Source organism: Priestia sp. 10L35, from assembly GCF_056395685.1.
The window spans coordinates 308,875-328,728 of sequence record NZ_JBFTKA010000005.1 but is presented as its reverse complement, the minus strand read 5'-3'; the positions used below and the strand labels follow the sequence as shown (position 1 = coordinate 328,728).

Below are 19,854 nucleotides of genomic sequence, written 5' to 3'. Positions count from 1 at the left end.
TGTCATGATTTTTATTTCTTTTTCGAATAAATCTAAAGTGAACAGTAGAGAAAAACTGTATTATGTCACTTTTGATATAAGTATATAACTAAAAATGCATAGGTTATTCAACTTTTTTCCTTTACACTATTTTTAAACCATAAAGTAAACGCTTTCAAAAATAGGTTGGGGAGGAAGTAATATGATAATCTTCGGTGTAGCGCTGCTATCTATTTGCATGTTGATAGGGGTAATTGTAGGGGACGCATTAGGAGGGCTGATGGGAGTAGAAGCCAACGTTGGAGGAGTAGGGGTATCCATGCTTCTTCTTGTACTAGCGGTGGATTATTTAAAGAAGAAAAATAAGCTCCAAGTAAAATCCGAAGAAGGCATTGCTTTTTGGGGAGGTATTTATATTCCTATCGTGGTAGCAATGTCTGCACAGCAAAATGTTGTAGCTGCTCTTGATGGAGGAGGCATGGCGCTTCTTGCAGGGGTGGTAGTAGTCGTAGTAGGCTTTTTATCCATACCATTTATCAGCAGAATAGGAGAGAAAGCGAAGGTGAAAGAACAAGAAATAGAGCTTTCTATTTTACCTAAGGAGCAGATCAAATGATGAATATGATCAAAGAAGGATTAGAAAATAACGGGCTGATTACGGCATTTGCTATTATTGGGATTGTCATGTATATTGCTTATTTTTTATCAGATAAATTAACAAAAGGAAGAGTTCACGGATCTGCTATTGCTATTATGTTTGGGTTAATTCTTGCTTATATCGGTGGAGTGAACACAGGAGGAGAGAAAGGAATTTCTGATATACAGTTATTTTCAGGAATTGGTTTAATGGGCGGAGGGATGCTGCGAGATTTTGCCATTATTGCTACTGCGTTCGGCGCCAATTTTAGTGAAGTGAAAAAAACGGGAATCAGCGGTATTACGGCCTTGTTTTTTGGGGTTTTCTATTCTTTTGTAATAGGTGTAATTATTGCTCTTTGTTTTGGATATAGAGATCCCGTTGCTTTGACCACAATCGGAGGAGGAGCCGTAACCTATATTGTGGGGCCGGTCTCTGGAACTGCGATTGGAGCCTCTTCTGATATTATCGCGTTAAGTATAGCTGTAGGATTAATTAAATCCATTTCAGTTATGATTTTGACACCGATATTTGCTAAGAAAATCAAATTAAACAACCCTCGTACAGCAATGATCTATGGAGGAGTTATGGGGACGACGAGCGGTGTAGCAGCTGGTTTAGCCGCGACAGATGTAAAACTTGTACCTTACGGAGCCATGACAGCTACATTTTATACAGGTCTTGGTTGCTTACTCGTACCATCTATTCTTTTTTTACTCACAGAGATTATTTTTTAAGTGTACAAAGTGTTTTATGAATAAAAGACTGCTGTGCTCATTAAACTAAAGAAAAGGCCATACTAAATAAAAATGTTTAGTATGGCCTTTTCTTTATCATTTAGTTGAACGAAAGCTATTAACAACCATGCCGCTTATCAGCACAACAGCAATTGTTATAAACGGAATAAATGTTCCTAGAGATGTATGGGCTGCAAAGAATGAATGTAAGTTCTTTTCATGTCCAATCATATTTCCAGCAGTATAAGCTAAAATAGCTGCTCCCCCATAAACGAGCAGGGGAAATCGTTCCATCAAATATAAAATAAGCTTGCTTCCCCAAACAATAATGGGGACGGATACGAGTAATCCGGTAACGACCAAGATAATATTTCCATGAGCTGCGCCTGCTACAGCTATTACATTATCTAGTCCCATTACAATATCAGCAAATACGATCGTTCTTACAGCGGCGCCTAATGTCACGCCTGCACGGATTGAAGATGCATCATCACCTTCTGATACAAGAAGCTTAAAGGCAATGATCACTAATAAAAAACCGCCGATGAGCTGCAAGTAAGGAATAGTTAGTAAATAAACAGCTAAAATAGTAAGTACAATCCGAACGATCACAGCTAAGCCAGTCCCTAAAAAAATAGCTTTATTTCGCTGATATTCAGGTAAGTTGCGGCTTGCTAAGGCAATAACAATAGCGTTGTCTCCACCTAATACAATATCGATACCGATAATAAGAAGAATGGAGGTTATTAATTCTAAATCCAATAGTCTTCCCTCCCAATATGTAAGGATAAGTAGCTCATATTGCTTTATCTGTGTTCATTTTTAACAAAAAGCGTTCATAGGGTAAAGAGATTATGTATATAACAAAGTAAGGTGTAAGGTGGCTATGAGTTGTCAGAGTATTTTTTATTTCCTTTCTTTCGCATTTTGTCATAAAATAGATATACAAGGTTCACTCAAATAGTGTATGCTTGTATATCCCAAGTTAGAATGCTTTACAAAGTGAGAAAGTACATGTAATATTGCTTTAACACGGGGGTAAAATAGTCCCTTCATCGTTTAGGGGTAATGTTCGAAATGGCCGGATTACCTTCACTGATTTTTCCGAAGGGAGAGATGATAATGGAAATCGAACGCATTAATGAAAACACAGTAAAATTCTTTGTCACTTACGTAGATATTGAAGAACGTGGATTTGATCGCAATGAAATTTGGTTTAGCCGAGAGCGCAGTGAAGAGCTATTCTGGGAGATGATGGACGAAATTCATCAAGAGGAAGAGTTTGTAGCAGAAGGTCCTCTTTGGATTCAAGTACATGCGCTTGAGAAGGGGCTAGAGGTTATTGTAACAAGAGCACAAGTTTCAAAAGACGGTCAAAAGTTCGAAGTACCTGTTGGTGAAAATGATAAAATCGATATCCCTGTAGATGGAAAAATTGAAGCGTTGCTTGATCATCAAGCGAATCAAAATAAAAAAGCTGATTTTGAAGAAGAAATTATAGAAGACGAAGGGCTACAGTTCGTCGCACGCTTTCAAGACTTAGAACATTTAATTTCCTTAAGTCACCATTTAGAGTTAGATGATATCATCAACAGCATGTACGTGTTTGAAGGAAAATATTATTTATACGTTGAGTTTACAGATGATGAAGACTTTGTAGCTGAAATTGATAACATTTTAAGTATCATTTTAGAATATGCAAATGAATCAAATGTAACAGTTCATCGTTTAATGGAATATGGAAAAGAATTAATCAGTGAAAATGCACTTGAACAAGTAAAGCAGTATTTTCCTTTACGATAATAGCAGCCGATTTCATGTATATGAAATCGGTCTTTGTTTTGCCCTCTTTTTTGGAAATGCCCTCCGCTCATATCGAACAATTTAGGTGGAAAAAGCAGGCGGCTGGTTCCTACACGGGAAAGTGTAGTGTTAAAATAACAAGTTTGAGGATAATAACGGTATAGAGACCTGTTATTAATGATGAAAGATTGGTTTTAGGATAGGTGAAAACAAGTTGAAAAATAGATTACAGCTTTTAATTTTTGTTATTGGTATTATTGCTTTGCTTTATTTTACAAAAGGGTATTGGGACGGTAAATTTATTGGCGTGCTAAGTATCTTAATTACGATTAGTGTTGTTTTCATCGGTCTTGTTATTTCATTAGAAAACCGTCATCCAACTCAAACGCTAACGTGGCTCGTAGTATTAGGCGGTTTCCCGGTAATAGGATTCTTTTTTTATTTGTTATTTGGACGCAATACGCGAAAACGGCGTTTATTTGCTAAAAAAGCAAAGCTGGATGAACAGGTGCTTTTAAAGATGGAAAGAGATTCCGGTATATTAGAAAATCACTTTGAACAGTTGGGCACCAGTAGAAAGCAAATGCTGAAGCTAGCCGTCAGGCTTGGCAAGAGTCCAATTTCTTTTTCATCAGATACGCGCGCATTGACGAATGGAAAAGAGACGTTTCACGAAATTATGGAATCATTAAAGCATGCAAGGCATCATATCCACTTAGAGTATTACATCGTACGACATGATCACTTAGGAGAACAAATTAAAGATATTTTAATTCAGAAGGTACAAGAAGGAGTTTATGTACGTTTCTTGTACGATGCCGTGGGCAGTTTTCAGCTTTCACCGCATTATATTCACGAGTTAAGAAACGCGGGCGTAGAAATGATTCCATTCTTGCCGGTCAGACTGCCATTTCTCAATAATAAAATCAATTTCCGTAATCATCGTAAAATTGTAGTCATTGATGGAACAATTGGATTTGTAGGAGGTTTGAACATTGGTGATGAATATCTCGGGAAAAGTCGGCATTTTGGCTTTTGGAGAGATACCCATTTGATGGTGAAGGGTGAGGCAGTTCGTTCATTGCAGCTTATTTTTTTGCAGGATTGGTATTATATGACGGGTCAGACGATGCTTACTCAAACGTATCTATCACCGGATTTAATTGACATTGATATGGAAAAGTGCGGCGGTGTTCAAATGATTGCCGGCGGACCAGACCGTGAGTGGGAAATTATCAAACACTTATTTTTTTCGATGATTACGTCTGCGAAAGAGTCCATTTGGATTGCTTCTCCCTACTTCATACCTGATGAAGATATTTTTACTTCCCTCAAAGTAGCTGCTCTAAGCGGTATAGATGTAAGGCTTCTTGTACCTCAGAAGCCCGATAAAAAAATTGTTTTTCATGCATCACGCTCTTATTTTCCGGAGCTGCTAGAAGCAGGTGTGAAAATTTACGAGTATAAAAAAGGATTTATGCACAGCAAGATTGTGATTGTTGATAGAGAAATTGCCTCTATTGGAACAGCTAACATGGATATGAGAAGCTTTCATTTGAATTTTGAAGTAAATGCTTTTTTATATCGCACAGCTAGTACTCAAAAGCTCGTATATGAATATATGCAAGATTTAGAAGAAACGAGTGAGCTTCACTTTAAAGACTTTGAAAAGCGGCCATTTATACAGCGGCTATTTGAGTCAACAGCTCGTTTGCTTTCACCGCTATTATAATCGCTGTAAACCACATTGCGTACGGTGCAATGTGGTTTTTTTCTGAAAGAAAAGGGTTTAGTAGAAAGGTGTCGAATACAAGAATATAGCTCGCTATTATAGGAAGGAGAAATGTACGATTGTTAGTTGCCCAAACAGAAGAAGGCCTCATTTCACTAGCTCAGCGCTTTTCGCTTGAACAGCTTAAGCTGTGGAAAAAAGAAAAGCAGTTCTACTGTCCCTCTTGTCAATCCCCTGTACAGTTAAAGGTAGGTACAAAAAAAATCCCTCATTTTGCGCACCTGAAAAAAACGTGCGTCGCTCAGCATGAAGGTGAAACAGATTATCATCTCGACGGAAAACGAAAGCTGTTTCACTGGTTTAGTTCTCATCTTGAAGTCGAGTTAGAAAGTTATCTTCCTGACATTATGCAGCGTCCAGATCTTCTTGTAGATACGCCCTCGCAAAAATATGCAATCGAATTTCAATGTGCTTCCTTATCTTCCTCAGCGCTAACCAAACGTTCTATTCATTATGAGAAAGGAAATTATATGCCCCTTTGGATTATGGGGGCAAAAAGAATGAAGCGCTTATCCACTTATATGTATCAACTTTCTTTTCAAGAATGGCAGTTTCTTACTCTTTCCGATTATACGCCCACACTTCTTTATTTTTCACCTTCTACTAATCAACTGTTGAAACTTGAACATCTTATTCCTTTTTCATCTCAGATTTGTTATGCACAGCTTGTCGTGCTCTCTCCTCACGAGCATACCTTTCATGATCTTTTTTCTACACATACACAACCTCAATTTTTCTCTTCGTGGATAAAGAAAAAGAAGGCATGGAGAACGCATTATATCCTTTATCCTAATCAGAAGCTTCAGCCTTTTTTACACGCTCTTTATGAAAAAAATATTCCTCCCTCCCATATTCCAGCAGAAGCAGGCATGCCGCTGCCTTCTTTATACATGGTTGAAACGTCTGCTACTGTATGGCAAACGTGGCTGCTTCTCGATTTAATGCAGCACAAGCAAGTAGGGGATTTAGTTACAGAAAAAGAGTTAGGCCGGCTATGGCTCAACAGAATTCATAAGAGGCATATTGTATTTCGGTCTTTGCCAATGGCCCCTGTTGCTGTGGAACAGCCCCTGTTTGAGTATATAGAGGTATTATGCCGGCTAGGGATGCTAACGTATATTACTTCTGGGTTATACAAAATCAGAAGGCCCTACACGATTCCAAAGCAAACATCTGATGCTTTTTTAGAAGATGGACAAATGATGAAAAGGTGGTTAAATCAAGCAAAAGAAGTGACATAATCACTGAAAATCAGTACGCTTAAGAAAGAATCCTTTTTTCAAAAGCGTACTGACTTTTGATTAATTCTTTTAAAACAACATACAATAACGAAAGAAATAAAAAGGATTCGCCTTAGAAAAAGCGAACAGTTATAGACAGGTAGAAAAAGATGGAGGGATGACCATGAGTGAACAATCAAAAGTAAAAAAGTTACCAAGTAGAAGCGAGATAAAAGTAGAAGATACGTGGAAACTAGAGGATATTTTTGCTTCAGATGACGCATGGGAAAAAGAATTTGAAGAAGTAAAAGCTCTTATTCCCCAAATGGAAAAATTCAAAGGGAAACTTGGAGAGTCCGCTCAAACTTTATACGACGCTCTTCAAGAGCAAGACGAGCTCACAATGCGCGTTAGTAAACTTTATACATATGCTCATATGCGCTACGATCAAGATACCACTAACTCTTTTTATCAAGGGTTAAATGATCGTATCAAAACACTTTATACCCAAATTGCAAGTGCACTATCGTATGTAACACCAGAAATTTTGTCTATTGAAGAATCAAAAATTAAACAATACATGGCGGAACATAAAGAGCTAAAGTTATATGCTCATGCATTAGATGAAATTACTCGCGAGCGTCCGCACATTTTATCAGAAAGCGAAGAAGCGCTTCTTGCTCAGGCTTCTGAAGTGCTAGGATCTTCAAGCAACACGTTTGGAATGCTAAACAACGCAGATTTAGAGTTCCCTTCCATTAAAGATGAAAATGGAGAAGAAGTAGAAATTACGCACGGGCGCTATATTCGTTTCCTAGAAAGCAGCGATCGACGCGTACGAGAAGAAGCGTTTAAAGCGGTGTACGAAACGTACGGTAAATTTAAAAATACGTTTGCAAGTACGTTAAGCGGCACGGTGAAGAAAGATAATTTTAGTGCCCGCGTTCGTCACTATAATTCAGCTCGTCACTCAGCTCTTAGCACAAATAACATTCCAGAAGAAGTATACGATAACTTAGTTAAAACAGTGAACGATAATTTGCATTTATTGCATCGATATATTGATTTACGTAAGAAAGTATTGGGAATTGAAGAGCTTCATATGTATGATCTCTATACGCCTTTAGTAAAAGACGTAAAAATGGAAGTAACCTATGAAGAAGCAAAAGATTATATTTTAAAAGGCCTGAAACCACTAGGTGAAGACTACCTTAACGTGTTAAAAGAAGGGTTTGAAAACCGTTGGGTAGACGTTCATGAGAACAAAGGCAAGCGAAGCGGTGCTTATTCTTCAGGAACGTATGGCACCAATCCTTATATCTTAATGAACTGGCAAGATAATGTAAATAACTTGTTTACACTAGCCCATGAATTTGGCCATTCTGTACACAGTTATTACACAAGAAAAACGCAGCCATATCCTTACGGAGATTATTCAATCTTTGTGGCAGAAGTAGCTTCAACGTGTAATGAAGCGCTTCTAAACGATTATTTACTAAAAACGATTGATGATGAAAAGCAGCGCTTGTACTTGCTTAACCATTATCTAGAAGGATTCCGAGGTACGGTATTCCGTCAAACGATGTTTGCTGAATTTGAGCACGATGTGCACGTGCGTGCTCAAAACGGAGAGCCGCTTACACCTGAATTATTAACAAAATTATATTATGACTTAAATAAAAAGTATTTTGGAGACAACTTAGTGATTGACGAAGAGATTGGATTAGAATGGGCTCGTATTCCGCATTTCTACTACAATTACTACGTTTATCAATATGCTACAGGGTTCAGTGCAGCAGCGGCATTAAGCAAGCAAATCCTTGAAGAAGGAGATACAGCTGTTGAGCGCTATGTAGGTTTCTTAAAGTCAGGAAGCTCTGATTATCCAATTGAAGTGTTGAAAAAAGCAGGAGTAGATATGACAACGTCTCAGCCTATTGAAGAAGCGCTAGCTGTATTTGAAGAGAAATTAACGGAAATGGAACGTTTATTAAATCAATAAAATTAAAATGAAGCAGGAGCTGTATCCTGCTTCATTTTTTAAATCCTCGAAATTTGTTGTGATTGTTAAGCAATGTAAAAATAATAAGGATAGCTAAAAATAAGAGAGGGCCTGCGATAATGAGAGGGACAAGCTGCATAAGAGATAAAATATAGAATAAAAAAGAAACCAAAAGAATAACAACCCCTAGAGTAATTCCAGCAATTTTCATAGTTAACACCTCTATTAAAAGCATAATTGGTTGTACTATATGAGTGAATCTGGCTGTTTATGAAGTTTTTTTATAAAAAAGTGAATAAAATTGAAAAAAGGGGTTGCCAAAAGTCGACATAATTTGCTATAGTATTAATCGTGAAGTTTATCACAAAACAAACATATACCCCTTTGTTTGACCGTGAAAAATTTCTCCCATCCCCTTGTTGTCTTAAGACAAACGAAAAGACTTGGCGAAAGCCAAGTCTTTTTTGTTTAGTTGATGCTTAGGACAAGCATCAACATTTAATGATTAACAGCTCTTTTCAGTACTTCTCCAAAAGGTGCCGTATTTGACAGGAACTCTCTCAACCACTTGCTGAAGCTGAAGTTTTTTCAATTCCTTTTCAGCCTCTTCTAATGATAAACCATACACAACTGCAACTTCTTTTGAAGCAACAAATTGAAAATAGCTTAAAAATGAACGAAGAGGCGGAAGACAAGCTGGATCTGGGTCAATTTCTAACATCTCTTTAATGATGTGTACATATGTTTCATACGAATAGTATCCTGATATCTTAATGCCTTCTTCTTCAACTTTTTCGTTGAAGAACACAAGAGTTGGAATCTCATCGACATCCATTTCCGACGTGATTTTTAAATCACATTGAAAGGCCTTCGCAGCGTAATCTGAATGCAAATCTTTTACAAATTCATCAACATCTAGCCCCACATGTTTTGCACATTGTATTAAGACAGATTCTTCTGTAACATTTTGTTTTTCTAAAAATACTACTTCTTGAAGTCTTCTCAAAAAGCGAATGCCCTGTTTCTTTCCTTGCAGACCGGCCGCTTTAATCGCAATTGATGCAGCGTAAGGAGTATCGATTGGGTTTTCAAGCCACAGATTGCCGTCACATGACATACCTGATCGGCTTCCAGTTTTCTCCCACGATTTTGCAATATGTTCAAATTTCTGCTGTGCTCCAATATTTAATTGCTGTAAGTTTCCGCCAAGCACATGCTTGAGGGATAACAGCTGACCATATTCTATTTGTAACTTCTTTAGAATAGGCTCGAGTGCCCAGCATTCCGGGCAAAGAGGGTCAACAAATACATAGATTTCAAGCGGTTTTTTATTTGAACCTTGACAAAGCTGATGCAAGGATGGGTATTGGCTATTTAGATTACTCAATGTGAAAATCCTTTCTCATCTGTCTGTTCCGGTGAATTAATCATGTGTTGGGCAGTTAAAATAAGACGATGATAAAGTTCATCTCTCTCAGGGCCTTCTAAATTAATTTCGTCCATTGCTTCATGCATACACGTCAGCCAGGCTTTGGCTCTTGACGGTGTAATTTCAAAAGGAAGATGCCTAGCTCTCAGCATAGGGTGACCATGCTCTTCAGTGTATAACGAAGGCCCTCCTAAATATTGTGTCAGAAATTGCTTTTGCTTTCGTGCTGTTTCTGTTAAATCATCAGGAAAAATTGGCGCGAGCTCAGGATGTTTTCCAACGCGTGTATAAAAAGCATCAACAAGTTTTGAAATCGTATGTTCACCGCCTAATAATTCGTAAGGGGAGTGGATTTTTTCTCTCATGTTGATAACTCCTTTGTTATAAGAAATATACGTCTTAACTCTTTGGTGTTTTTTACTTTCCTTAATTTTAGCAGTGTCATTTCGTTAACTCAAACTATCCGCTTACTTCTTCTACTGGAAAAGAGATAAAGTGGAATTTTACATAAGAAAAGTCTATGATGCTGTCGCGAATCACTAATTATGAGAAACAAAGGAATACTTTCACAAACGTTTCCTTCTATTTATATAGTGTAACCTCGACAAACTACAGCCATTCTATGTTCGAGTGGTGAATGATTTGGCTCATTTACACAAGATAAGAAGACATAATTTTATTTACATATTTTTGCGTTTCTTGAAAAGGGGGGACTCCGCCGTATTTATCAACATTACCTGGTCCAGCATTATAGGCCGCCAATGCTAATTTCACGTTTCCGTTGTATTTATCTAACATTTGTCGAAGATATTTGGCTCCTCCAAATACATTTTGCTTGGAGTCGTACGGATCTTCTAGACCAAGAGCTTTAGCGGTTGCTGGCATTAGCTGCATAAGCCCAGCCGCTCCTACAGAACTTTTGGCAGATGGATTAAAGTTTGATTCTTGTTTAATAACAGAACGAATAAGTTTAGGATCCAGCTGGTAGCGTGCAGCTGCTTCTGTAATTATCGTTTGTACATCCTGAGAACTGGCCTTTGCCGTTTCATTTTTTTGTGCAGGTAAGGCAAAATTTGAAGCCGCTGCCTTACCTGAGGAAGAAACAGATGGCTCGGACTGCATTTGAACCGCCGTAGATGGAAACATCTGCGCTGCCTTCAAGTAAAGATTGGTACTCATTTGAGGCTCTTGATTGACGTAGTCTTGAAAAAGCTGAGCAAATACAGAGAGTAAAGTTGTACCAAGCATCACGTTAGCTGTTGGCATCTGGTTGTTAACTGAAAATGGCTGAGTTCCAGGAAATTGAACGGAAGACATGTAATTGTTAATATTCATGCTCATAAATTTATTCTCCATCCATTAACGTATACTTTCGCTTGTAAAACCGTCGGATTTTGTTTTCCGTTGGTTTCTTTTTAATATCAAGCTCCGTAAGCAATTGCTCAAAATATTTTGCTCCTTCATTGGCATCGGTTACTTCGTATTCAAGTTCATAATCTTCAGCACCTAGATAAAAGCTATGATCGAGTACAAGTAACCCGTTTTTATATGGAATTTCTGCTCGACTTGTACACAAAGTGCCAAAATAAGTTAGCGCATGGCTATCGACTTGTAAATCAGTAATAAGCTGTTGAATTGTTGACGGAATCTTGGCGCTGCCATCTCGCAATTCTTTAGCTTGTTCATTTGTTAATGCTTCATGTGTTTCTAAAAGACCCTCTTGATGAGGCTGTTTGAGCGTGAGAACGGACTTATCTTTTTTGCTTCGAATTCGCAGGGCAGCCCCGCAGTCTTTTAATGAGAAAGCAGGTGTATCAAAATAGTGGTTTTCTTGAGAGACAAACTGATCTTCAGTTAGTTGAAAGTGTGAGCGGAGACGATCAAACTCTTCTTTCGTTACTATATTTTTAAATTCAATTTCAATTTCTTGTTTCAATGAAATCATCCTTTTAATTTAGGTCTTTTGGTAAGGCACTTTCCATCTTAATTTATCACACTTTTTGAGACAGTCAAACTACATTTCCTAACAGGAATATCCATATGGGCAACTTGGAAAATGAAGAAATACGGATTGTTTAGGTTTTACCTTTATTAAACGTTCCTGGAATGTGTTAAAATAGTAACGAATTGTATAGTTGGAAGGAGTTTATTTATGCACAATCGAATTGACATCACTACCTGTGTGATGAAATCAAATGAATTACATTTAAAAGCAGACCCTATTGAGACGGAAATTGAACAATTGGAAGATACAAAACAAATGCTTGTTGACTCAGATAACATGTCATTTGTATATGTTGTAGATATTAATGATCAATTTATGTATGTTGGCCTTAGTGATAATATTTGGGCAAATTTAAAGCACGTCTTACATAAAGATATGAAAGTATTTTTAGAAATTAATAAGAAAGTAATTGAGCTATCAGCCGTTAAAGAAGAGCTATCTTATCTCATCAGTAACATCGAAGGAAATGTGAATTATGGAGACGAGATGGTAGCAAGGGTAGAGGAAGTTTTTTTAGATAAAGAAAATAAGTAATAGAGAGAAAAAAGGGGGGTGTTATTAATGATCAGGCATTGGGATTTATTTTTAGCACCGTATAAACAAGCCGTTGAAGAACTTAAGGTGAAATTAAAAGGAATTCGTTCACAATATGATATGAAATCTACGCATTCACCTATTGAATTCGTTACGGGACGAGTGAAGCCTATCGCCAGTATTTTGGATAAAGCGACTCGAAAAGGAATTTCTCTCGATCGCTTAGAGGAAGAGATGCAGGACATTGCGGGACTCCGTATGATGTGTCAATTTACGGACGATATTAAAGCGGTCGTAGAGCTCCTTCGTCAGCGAACAGACTTTGAATTGATTGAAGAAAGAGATTATATTCTTCATAAAAAAGAAAGCGGCTATCGTTCATATCATGTGGTCGTATGTTATCCTGTTCAAACAATTAAAGGTGAAAAGAAAATTTTAGTGGAAATTCAAATTCGTACACTGGCTATGAATTTTTGGGCTACAATTGAGCATTCTTTAAATTATAAGTACAGCGGGAAATTTCCTGAGAATATCAAAAAGCGACTTCAGCGTGCTTCTGAAGCAGCTACTCAGCTCGATGAAGAAATGTCTCAAATACGAGGTGAGATTCAAGAAGCTCAGGCTATTTTCTCACGAAAAAAAGAATCGGCGGAAGAATCTTAGGTATGACTCAGCAACAGCTTTGTACATTGGATGGATAGGGGGAGAGAATTAGGTGGAGAAAATAAAATTTGCTATTACATCAAAAGGCAACCAAATATCAAATACGCTTATGCAAAAAATGAAAACGTATTTATTAGATTTTCATTTAGAATATGATGAAAACCAGCCTGATATTGTAGTGTCAGTAGGAGGGGATGGAACGCTTCTCTACGCGTTTCACCGTTATCGAAACCGACTTGACAAGACGGCTTTTATTGGGGTTCATACCGGCCATTTAGGCTTTTACGCAGATTGGACACCTGATGAGATTGAGAAGCTGGTGATTGCTATTGCAAAGACACCCTATCAGACTGTAGAGTATCCACTGCTCGAAGTGATTATTCGCTACACCAACGGTGGACGCGAAGCTCGATACTTAGCTCTGAATGAATGTACGGTAAAAAGTGTAGAAGGTTCTTTAGTAATGGACGTGGAAATTAAAGGGCAGCGATTTGAGACCTTCCGAGGAGACGGCCTTTGCGTATCCACTCCCTCGGGAAGTACAGCTTACAACAAATCCCTTGGAGGCGCGATTTTACATCCTTCGCTTCAAGCTATTCAAATTGCTGAAATGGCTTCTATTAACAATCGAGTGTTCCGTACGATAGGTTCTCCATTGGTTCTTCCTGGACATCATACAGCGCTGTTAAAGCCTGTCAACGACGCAGACTTTCAAATTACCATTGATCATTTAACTCTTTTACATAAAGATGTAAAGTCGATTCAATTTCGGGTAGCAAGCGAAAAAATTCGATTTGCTCGCTTTCGTGCGTTTCCTTTCTGGCAGCGTGTCAGAGACTCTTTTGTATGTGATGATTAAAGGCAGGGAAGAGAATGAAACAAGTTTTTACGTTGAGTTGGACCGTAGATCATTCTTTCGAGGGTGTAGCGGTTCGTGAATTTTTAAAAGAACATGATATTTCCAAAGCTTCTCTGACGGACATTAAGTTCAGAGGAGGAGCAATTGAAGTAAATGGAGAGCATGCAACGGTTCGATATATTCTGCAAAAAGGTGACGAAATTAAGGTGGCGTTTCCACCAGAAAAAGCAAGTGAAAGTCTTCTTCCTAAAGCTATACCTTTGGATATTGTATACGAAGATGAGTATATATTAGTGTTGAATAAGCAGCCAAACATGCCAAGTATACCTTCTCGAGAACATCTAACGTGGTCACTAAGTAATGCTGTGCTTTATTATTATGAGAAAAATAACATTAACTCGACTGTTCATCTTGTAAATAGGTTGGACCGAGACACATCTGGGCTGCTTATTGTCGCTAAGCATAGGCACGTTCATTACTTATTCTCTAAAGCACAAAAAGAACATGAAATTAAACGCGTGTACCGAGCTTTTGTTCATGGGAAGCTTGTTGGCAAAGAAACGATAGAGGCACCGATTGGCCGAAAAGAGTCAAGTATCATCGAACGGGAAGTAAGAGAAGATGGGCAGTTTGCTATTACACACTATACGGCGCTTCGTCAGTATTCTTCTTTTACAGAAGTTGCTCTTTCGCTTGAGACGGGGAGAACTCACCAAATTCGTGTTCATATGGCTTATAAAGGATATCCACTGCTTGGAGATACCTTATATGGAGGAACGAATCATCTTATTTCTCGTCAAGCTCTTCACAGCTATGAACTCACTTTTTTTCATCCTTTTTTACAAAAAATTTTGTCTTTTACAGCACCTTTGCCGCCAGATATGCAGAAACTTCAAATCGTAAAAGAAAGTCGCTTTTTTTAATGAAAAGCGACTTTCTTTTTACACGAAGTGATTAAATTTTTCCTCTACGTAAGGCATAGATGAAGGCACCGATATAATATTCCTTTCAGGATACTGAAACGCCGTTAAAGCCCCTCCAAAAACTGCGCCTGTATCAATATTAATGGTATTGTGAATTTTTCTGGCTTTTACTACGGGTGTATGCCCATAAACGATAAACGGTTTTCCGTTATAATGTTTGGCCCAATCCCGTCGGACAGGCATGCCGTTTAGATGTTTTTCACCCGTAATGTCTCCGTATAGCACAAAGGTTTTTACTTTTTTATCCGTTCTGCCGATGTATTCAGCTTTAAGACCGGCGTGAGCAATAATTAATTGGTTTTGATCAAGCTGCACATATAGAGGTGATTGTTCATAAAGCTCAATGAACTTTTTTTTAATGAATTTCTGTTCTCTTGAAGGTAAAGCTTCGTACTCGGCAACGGTCGTTTCTAATCCATGAGTAATTTGCACTTTGTTACCGCAAAAGAAGCGATATAGCTTATTGCAGTGATTGCCTGGACAGTAGTAAGCTTGCTGATGCTTTATTACAAGTGACCATACGAGCTCAATCACTTTTAGTGAATGAGGTCCTCGGTCTGTTAAATCACCTACAAATCCAAGGCGCCGTCCGTCAGAGTGGACAGGAATCCCGTCTTGCCATTCATACCCAAGTTTTTCTGTTAACGCTTTTAATTCATCATAGCACCCATGGATATCGCCTATTATATCTACTTTCATCTTTTATCCACATCCTTAAAAGGTTTTTCCTTTGACGATATAAAATTACCCTTATATGGAGCAAACTATGTGTAGAACTTATATATTATTGGGAAAAGAGTAAAGAGCTATGAGTTGAAAAAAAACAAAATTCATCATAAAGTTAAATGAGTTTTGTGCGACAGGGAGGTTGAAGACATGACAGATTCAATTGAAAAAGAAGAAAAGGCATGGTTCGCCGAACATTTATTATCACTTTTAGAAAAAAATGAAATCGATGCATTTCGTGAAGAATTTTTACATATGCATACGTATGACCAAGCTCAATTTTTTGAAGAATTAGATGAGCCTTCTAGATTTGCGTTGTACGAGATGTTATCTCCGGAAGAAATGGCGGATATCTTTGAAAATGTAGAGATACGAGAAGAAGATTATCAAGAAATTCTCTCAGAGATGCATCCCAATTTTGCAGCAGACATGCTGTCGGAAATGTCGGCGGATGATGCCGTTGACGTATTAAATGAATTGGATAAAGAACAAGTGGCGAGCTATTTAACGATTATGGATGAAGAAGCAGCCGATGAAATTAAAGAGCTGCTTCATTACGAGGAATATACCGCTGGAAGTATTATGACGACTGAGTTTGTGGCCATTCGTGAAAATCAAACTGTACATTCAGCCATGCACATTCTACGCAGGGAAGCTCCAGAAGCGGAAACAATTTATTATGTATTTGTTATTGATGAACAAAAGCATCTAGCAGGTGTTATTTCTCTTCGTGATTTAATTATAGCAGATGAAGATACGATGATAAGCGAAGTTATGAATGAACGAGTCGTATCCGTATCAGTAGCAGAAGACCAAGAAGAAGTTGCGCGTATTATGCGCGATTACAACTTTCTTGCGCTTCCAGTTGTTGATTTTCAGCAGCATCTTCTCGGAATCATTACGGTTGATGATGTGATGGATGTTCTTGATGAAGAGGCATCGGATGACTATTCTAAATTAGCCGGTATTAGTGATGTAGATGATACGATTGACCACAATCCTTTAGTAGCGGCCAAAAAGAGGCTGCCTTGGCTTATCATTTTGCTGTTTTTAGGAATGATGACAGCGAGTTTAATTGGACGTTTTGAAGATACTTTGAATCAAGTAGCTATTTTAGCTGTATTTATACCTTTGATCGGCGGTATGGCTGGTAATACAGGAACACAGGCGCTAGCCGTTGCGGTTCGCGGACTAGCGACGGGAGAAATCGAAGAAGAAAGCAAATTTAAGCTGTTAATCCGAGAAGCAGCTACCGGAATGATTACGGGCGCATCATGCGGACTTTTAGTTGTATTAATTGTTTATATTTGGCAAGGAGATCTTATTTTAGGAGCTTTGGTAGGCGTGTCTGTATTTTCAACATTGATTGTGGCTACACTTGCAGGAGCGTTTATCCCGCTTCTCATGCACAGGTTCAAAATTGACCCTGCAGTCGCATCAGGACCATTTATTACAACGATCAATGATCTTATCAGTATTTTAATTTACTTCGGTCTAGCGACAACATTTATGAGTTATTTAAAATAATGAAGGGACGTTAGAATTCGGCATGAGTAATCATGTCGGATTTTCATTATCAGTTCATATAGTTGACAGAGAACCTTCAAGCTTTTATGATTAACCTTTAATTTTGAATACTAACGTCTTCGTTTTATAAATAGCGAAGGTAAAAGGAGGGGAATCTAATGGAACAGCACGCGTCCTTTACATCACTTGTTATCGTCATTAGTTTGGCCTTTTTAACGCCTATACTGTTACATCGGCTTAAACTCAACATTATACCTGTAGTCGTAGCTGAAATTATTATGGGATTAATTATAGGGAAAAGTGGTTTTGACCTTGTGGAGCAGGATATGTGGCTTGAAACACTTTCCACTCTAGGCTTTATCTTTTTGATGTTTTTAAGTGGTTTAGAAATTGATTTTTCTGCTTTTGCTGGAGGAAATTCAAAAGACAAAAAGGCATCAGGAGCGAAGGTGCCAAATGCTTTTTCCATTTCTATACTAGTGTTTGCAGCTATCTTTGCAGTTTCACTATTTTTGTCCTATGTTTTTGTATGGACAGGTTTTATTGATAATGCCTTTTTGATGACGCTTATTATTTCTACCATTTCATTAGGAGTAGTAGTGCCGACATTAAAAGATGCACAGATTATGAAAAAGCCGATTGGACAAACCATTTTATTGATTGCGGTTATTGCGGACTTAGTCACGATGATTTTACTAGCCGTATTTGCTTCCGTCTATGATAAATCAGGAGATAGCAATACATGGTTGATTTTAATTTTATTTGGAGTAGGAGTGATTTTATACTTCATAGGGAAGCAGTTTAAAAACCGATCGTTTCTTGAAACAATGTCTAAAGGTACAATTCAAATCGACACGCGCGCCGTATTTGCACTCATTATCATTCTGGTGGGCCTTTCGGAGTCAATTGGTGTTGAAAACATTTTAGGCGCGTTTTTAGCGGGATCACTCGTTTCTCTTCTAGCTCCTAACAAAAATTTAGTTCATAAATTAGATTCGTTTGGCTATGGATTTTTAATTCCTATCTTTTTTGTGATGGTAGGAGTGAAGCTTGATGTTTGGTCATTGTTCAGTGATAAAAAAGTGCTGATATTAATGCCTTTATTATTCATTGCATTGTTGATATCCAAGCTAGTCCCAGCGTTAATCTTAAGAAAATGGTATGATATGAAAACCGTTTTGGCATCGGGTTTTCTTTTAACATCGACTTTATCACTCGTTATTGCGGCAGCAACGGTGGGTGAAAATATTGGTGTTATTGATTCACAAATGTCCGGTGCGCTGATTTTGGTGGCGATTATTACCTGTATTATTACACCTATTATCTTTAGAAAACTGTTTCCAAAGCCAGAAATCAGTGACAGAAAGCTGAAGGTTAATATGCTCGGTGCAAATCAATTTACACTCCCGGTTATTCGAGAAATGGATCTTGATTTATATGATGTTACGATTTATCACCCTACTCAGGACAAAATTGAAAACCGTACGTCGGATTCCATTTTTAATATCGTCGACATCGATGGATATAGTAAGGAAACTTTAATACGTATGGGGATTTTAGATGCGGATGTATTAGTTGTAACAACAGGGGAAGAAGAAAGAAATAGCGACATTGCTCTATTTGCAAAAAAATATGGTACAGAACGGGTTATTGCCCGCGTAGAAAGTCCTGTATTAGATGAAAAGATGAAAGAAAATAACATTGAAGTTTTTTCTGTGCTGTTATCTACGACTGCATTGCTAAAAGCTTTAATCGAATCGCCAAATATTTTAAATATCTTAACGAATCAAGAAACAGCACTTTATCAAATTAATATGCGTAACCCTAAATACGAGGGGGTAGAGCTTCGTAAGTTCCCATTTACAGGAGATGTGATTTTTGTTCGAATCTTTAGAGGCAAAGATTCCATTGTACCTCATGGCGATACAGAGCTTGAATTTGATGATCGTTTGATTGTAACGGGATCTCGCTCGTATGTGAATGAATTACGTATGCTTCTTGAGTATAAAATTAGATAAAGGTATCTAGGTAGGTTTAGTTTTCTATGTTATTGAATGAGAGAAAGAGACTGGGACAAAATTATTTTAGCTGAAGTGAAAAACGAACCACTGATCAAAATATTTGATAGTGGTTCGTTTTTTTTGTTGTTTTGAAAATAAGTTTCATCGGCCGTCCGCGGAAAGCGAAGTCTTGCACGGAAATCAACTGTGGTGTAACAAGCGGTTCAGCTCATGTGTCCCATTTGTGCGTCTTTAGATTGAATTCATTTCGTTATGTCTCAACCTCTTTTTTTGTGTTTTCGCAAATGCTGGAAATAAAAGGACAGCGCTGCTTTTGGTGTTAAAAAGGCTACCGCAAAAAAATAAACAAGTTTTTCCGTGTTCAAGCATACATTTTTAAAAGAACGATAACAAGCAATTGGAGGTATGCTTCATGACTAACTCAAAATCTAAGTCAGAAGAAAACGAGCCGCTAATGTACATTGTCCAGCCAAACGCTACGCAAAATCAGCGTTCTATGCAATATTATTTTAGTTCAAAACAGCAAGACAATAAAGGAATAGAGAAAGAGCACGTGTTAAAAGAAGAGCCCAGCTTTTCTTCCATTCAAGAAGTCAAAGAGCCTGACGTAGAAAAAGTGGAAGAGATTAAGCAAGAAAAAGAGGAAGAGCGTTCAATTGTTCCCGTGGATATACCGCAATCAGAGACTAAAAAGCCAAATAAAATGTTTCAGTCTATGACGATTAAAGAAAAAGTTGATTTTCTATGCAGTTTCCCGCCTCATATGTCTCAGCCAATTTGTGAAATTACGTGTCAAAACCAAAAATATATAGGAACAATTTTAGAATTAAAAGAAGGAAGTTTATACGTGAGCGTTCCTCCTAATAAAGAGAAAACAGTATTGATATTTCATGATATTCAGACCATATCTATCATTAAAATTTAAGTAACTCTAAAA

At 37.7% G+C, this 19,854-nt stretch carries 19 protein-coding genes; 13 read left to right on the top strand and 6 right to left on the bottom strand.

The window, feature by feature from the left end; all coding sequences use genetic code 11:
• Nucleotides 1-181 precede the first annotated feature (181 nt).
• Both madL and madM read left to right on the top strand, forming a co-directional pair.
• Nucleotides 182-595 carry a malonate transporter subunit MadL gene (madL, locus tag AC1DEF_RS19900; RefSeq protein WP_013055424.1) on the top strand — a complete coding sequence of 138 codons (414 nt, stop codon included), beginning with the start codon at nucleotides 182-184 and terminating at the stop codon, nucleotides 593-595.
• Complete coding sequence (gene madM, locus AC1DEF_RS19895; RefSeq protein WP_029324768.1) at nucleotides 592-1,353, top strand: malonate transporter subunit MadM; 762 nt, start codon at nucleotides 592-594, stop codon at nucleotides 1,351-1,353. The genes madL and madM overlap by 4 nt, the downstream gene beginning before the upstream one ends.
• Nucleotides 1,354-1,449: 96 nt before the next feature.
• Here the strand turns inward: madM and AC1DEF_RS19890 are convergent, their stop codons facing one another.
• Nucleotides 1,450-2,115, bottom strand: a complete 666-nt coding sequence (locus AC1DEF_RS19890; protein ID WP_043980471.1) for a TerC family protein — start codon at nucleotides 2,113-2,115, stop codon at nucleotides 1,450-1,452.
• Between the two features lie 360 nt (nucleotides 2,116-2,475).
• Between AC1DEF_RS19890 and mecA the strand changes: the two genes are divergently transcribed.
• The 4 genes from mecA to pepF all read left to right on the top strand — a co-directional run bounded on the left by mecA (nucleotide 2,476) and on the right by pepF (nucleotide 8,170).
• On the top strand, nucleotides 2,476-3,156 hold the full coding sequence (gene mecA, locus AC1DEF_RS19885; RefSeq protein ID WP_013055427.1) for an adaptor protein MecA: 681 nt from the start codon (nucleotides 2,476-2,478) through the stop codon (nucleotides 3,154-3,156).
• A 214-nt stretch (nucleotides 3,157-3,370) separates the two neighbouring features.
• Nucleotides 3,371-4,888, top strand: a complete 1,518-nt coding sequence (cls, locus tag AC1DEF_RS19880) for a cardiolipin synthase (RefSeq protein WP_013081764.1) — start codon at nucleotides 3,371-3,373, stop codon at nucleotides 4,886-4,888.
• A gap of 119 nt (nucleotides 4,889-5,007) precedes the next feature.
• Nucleotides 5,008-6,189: a competence protein CoiA gene (locus tag AC1DEF_RS19875; RefSeq protein WP_097824318.1), complete on the top strand. Its 1,182-nt coding sequence runs from the start codon at nucleotides 5,008-5,010 to the stop codon at nucleotides 6,187-6,189.
• Nucleotides 6,190-6,352: 163 nt separating this feature from the next.
• Nucleotides 6,353-8,170 carry an oligoendopeptidase F gene (pepF, locus tag AC1DEF_RS19870; protein WP_097824317.1) on the top strand — a complete coding sequence of 606 codons (1,818 nt, stop codon included), beginning with the start codon at nucleotides 6,353-6,355 and terminating at the stop codon, nucleotides 8,168-8,170.
• 505 nt (nucleotides 8,171-8,675) lie between these two features.
• Here pepF and AC1DEF_RS19865 read toward each other — a convergent pair.
• The 4 genes from AC1DEF_RS19865 to AC1DEF_RS19850 all read right to left on the bottom strand — a co-directional run bounded on the left by AC1DEF_RS19865 (nucleotide 8,676) and on the right by AC1DEF_RS19850 (nucleotide 11,535).
• Complete coding sequence (locus AC1DEF_RS19865) at nucleotides 8,676-9,527, bottom strand: ClpXP adapter SpxH family protein (protein WP_013081767.1); 852 nt, start codon at nucleotides 9,525-9,527, stop codon at nucleotides 8,676-8,678.
• 26 nt (nucleotides 9,528-9,553) lie between these two features.
• Nucleotides 9,554-9,964 (bottom strand): globin domain-containing protein, encoded by a 411-nt coding sequence (locus tag AC1DEF_RS19860; protein WP_013081768.1) that lies wholly within the window; start codon nucleotides 9,962-9,964, stop codon nucleotides 9,554-9,556.
• A gap of 286 nt (nucleotides 9,965-10,250) precedes the next feature.
• The gene (locus tag AC1DEF_RS19855; RefSeq protein ID WP_097824316.1) at nucleotides 10,251-10,940 is read right to left on the bottom strand and encodes a lytic transglycosylase domain-containing protein; all 690 of its coding nucleotides are present in this window, start codon (nucleotides 10,938-10,940) and stop codon (nucleotides 10,251-10,253) included.
• A gap of 4 nt (nucleotides 10,941-10,944) precedes the next feature.
• Nucleotides 10,945-11,535: a CYTH domain-containing protein gene (locus tag AC1DEF_RS19850; RefSeq protein WP_013081770.1), complete on the bottom strand. Its 591-nt coding sequence runs from the start codon at nucleotides 11,533-11,535 to the stop codon at nucleotides 10,945-10,947.
• Between the two features lie 216 nt (nucleotides 11,536-11,751).
• Here AC1DEF_RS19850 and AC1DEF_RS19845 point away from each other — a divergent pair, with 216 nt between their 5' ends.
• The 4 genes from AC1DEF_RS19845 (at nucleotide 11,752) to AC1DEF_RS19830 (ending at nucleotide 14,583) form a co-directional block, all read left to right on the top strand.
• Nucleotides 11,752-12,138, top strand: coding sequence for a UPF0738 family protein (locus tag AC1DEF_RS19845; protein ID WP_013055436.1), 387 nt, complete (start codon nucleotides 11,752-11,754; stop codon nucleotides 12,136-12,138).
• A gap of 27 nt (nucleotides 12,139-12,165) precedes the next feature.
• Nucleotides 12,166-12,801, top strand: a complete 636-nt coding sequence (gene yjbM / locus AC1DEF_RS19840) for a GTP diphosphokinase (RefSeq protein ID WP_014461566.1) — start codon at nucleotides 12,166-12,168, stop codon at nucleotides 12,799-12,801.
• Between the two features lie 61 nt (nucleotides 12,802-12,862).
• Nucleotides 12,863-13,660, top strand: a complete 798-nt coding sequence (locus AC1DEF_RS19835; protein WP_025749877.1) for an NAD kinase — start codon at nucleotides 12,863-12,865, stop codon at nucleotides 13,658-13,660.
• 14 nt (nucleotides 13,661-13,674) lie between these two features.
• Nucleotides 13,675-14,583: an RluA family pseudouridine synthase gene (locus tag AC1DEF_RS19830; protein WP_097824315.1), complete on the top strand. Its 909-nt coding sequence runs from the start codon at nucleotides 13,675-13,677 to the stop codon at nucleotides 14,581-14,583.
• Between the two features lie 18 nt (nucleotides 14,584-14,601).
• Here the strand turns inward: AC1DEF_RS19830 and prpE are convergent, their stop codons facing one another.
• Nucleotides 14,602-15,342, bottom strand: a complete 741-nt coding sequence (gene prpE, locus AC1DEF_RS19825; protein ID WP_043980458.1) for a bis(5'-nucleosyl)-tetraphosphatase PrpE — start codon at nucleotides 15,340-15,342, stop codon at nucleotides 14,602-14,604.
• 177 nt (nucleotides 15,343-15,519) lie between these two features.
• Here prpE and mgtE point away from each other — a divergent pair, with 177 nt between their 5' ends.
• The 3 genes from mgtE (at nucleotide 15,520) to AC1DEF_RS19810 (ending at nucleotide 19,842) form a co-directional block, all read left to right on the top strand.
• Nucleotides 15,520-16,896 carry a magnesium transporter gene (gene mgtE, locus AC1DEF_RS19820; RefSeq protein ID WP_014461563.1) on the top strand — a complete coding sequence of 459 codons (1,377 nt, stop codon included), beginning with the start codon at nucleotides 15,520-15,522 and terminating at the stop codon, nucleotides 16,894-16,896.
• A gap of 158 nt (nucleotides 16,897-17,054) precedes the next feature.
• A complete protein-coding gene (locus AC1DEF_RS19815) occupies nucleotides 17,055-18,914 on the top strand; it encodes a monovalent cation:proton antiporter family protein (RefSeq protein ID WP_097824314.1) in 1,860 nt (619 codons plus the stop codon).
• A 415-nt stretch (nucleotides 18,915-19,329) separates the two neighbouring features.
• Nucleotides 19,330-19,842: a CotO family spore coat protein gene (locus AC1DEF_RS19810; RefSeq protein WP_097824313.1), complete on the top strand. Its 513-nt coding sequence runs from the start codon at nucleotides 19,330-19,332 to the stop codon at nucleotides 19,840-19,842.
• The last annotated feature ends 12 nt before the right edge of the window (nucleotides 19,843-19,854 follow it).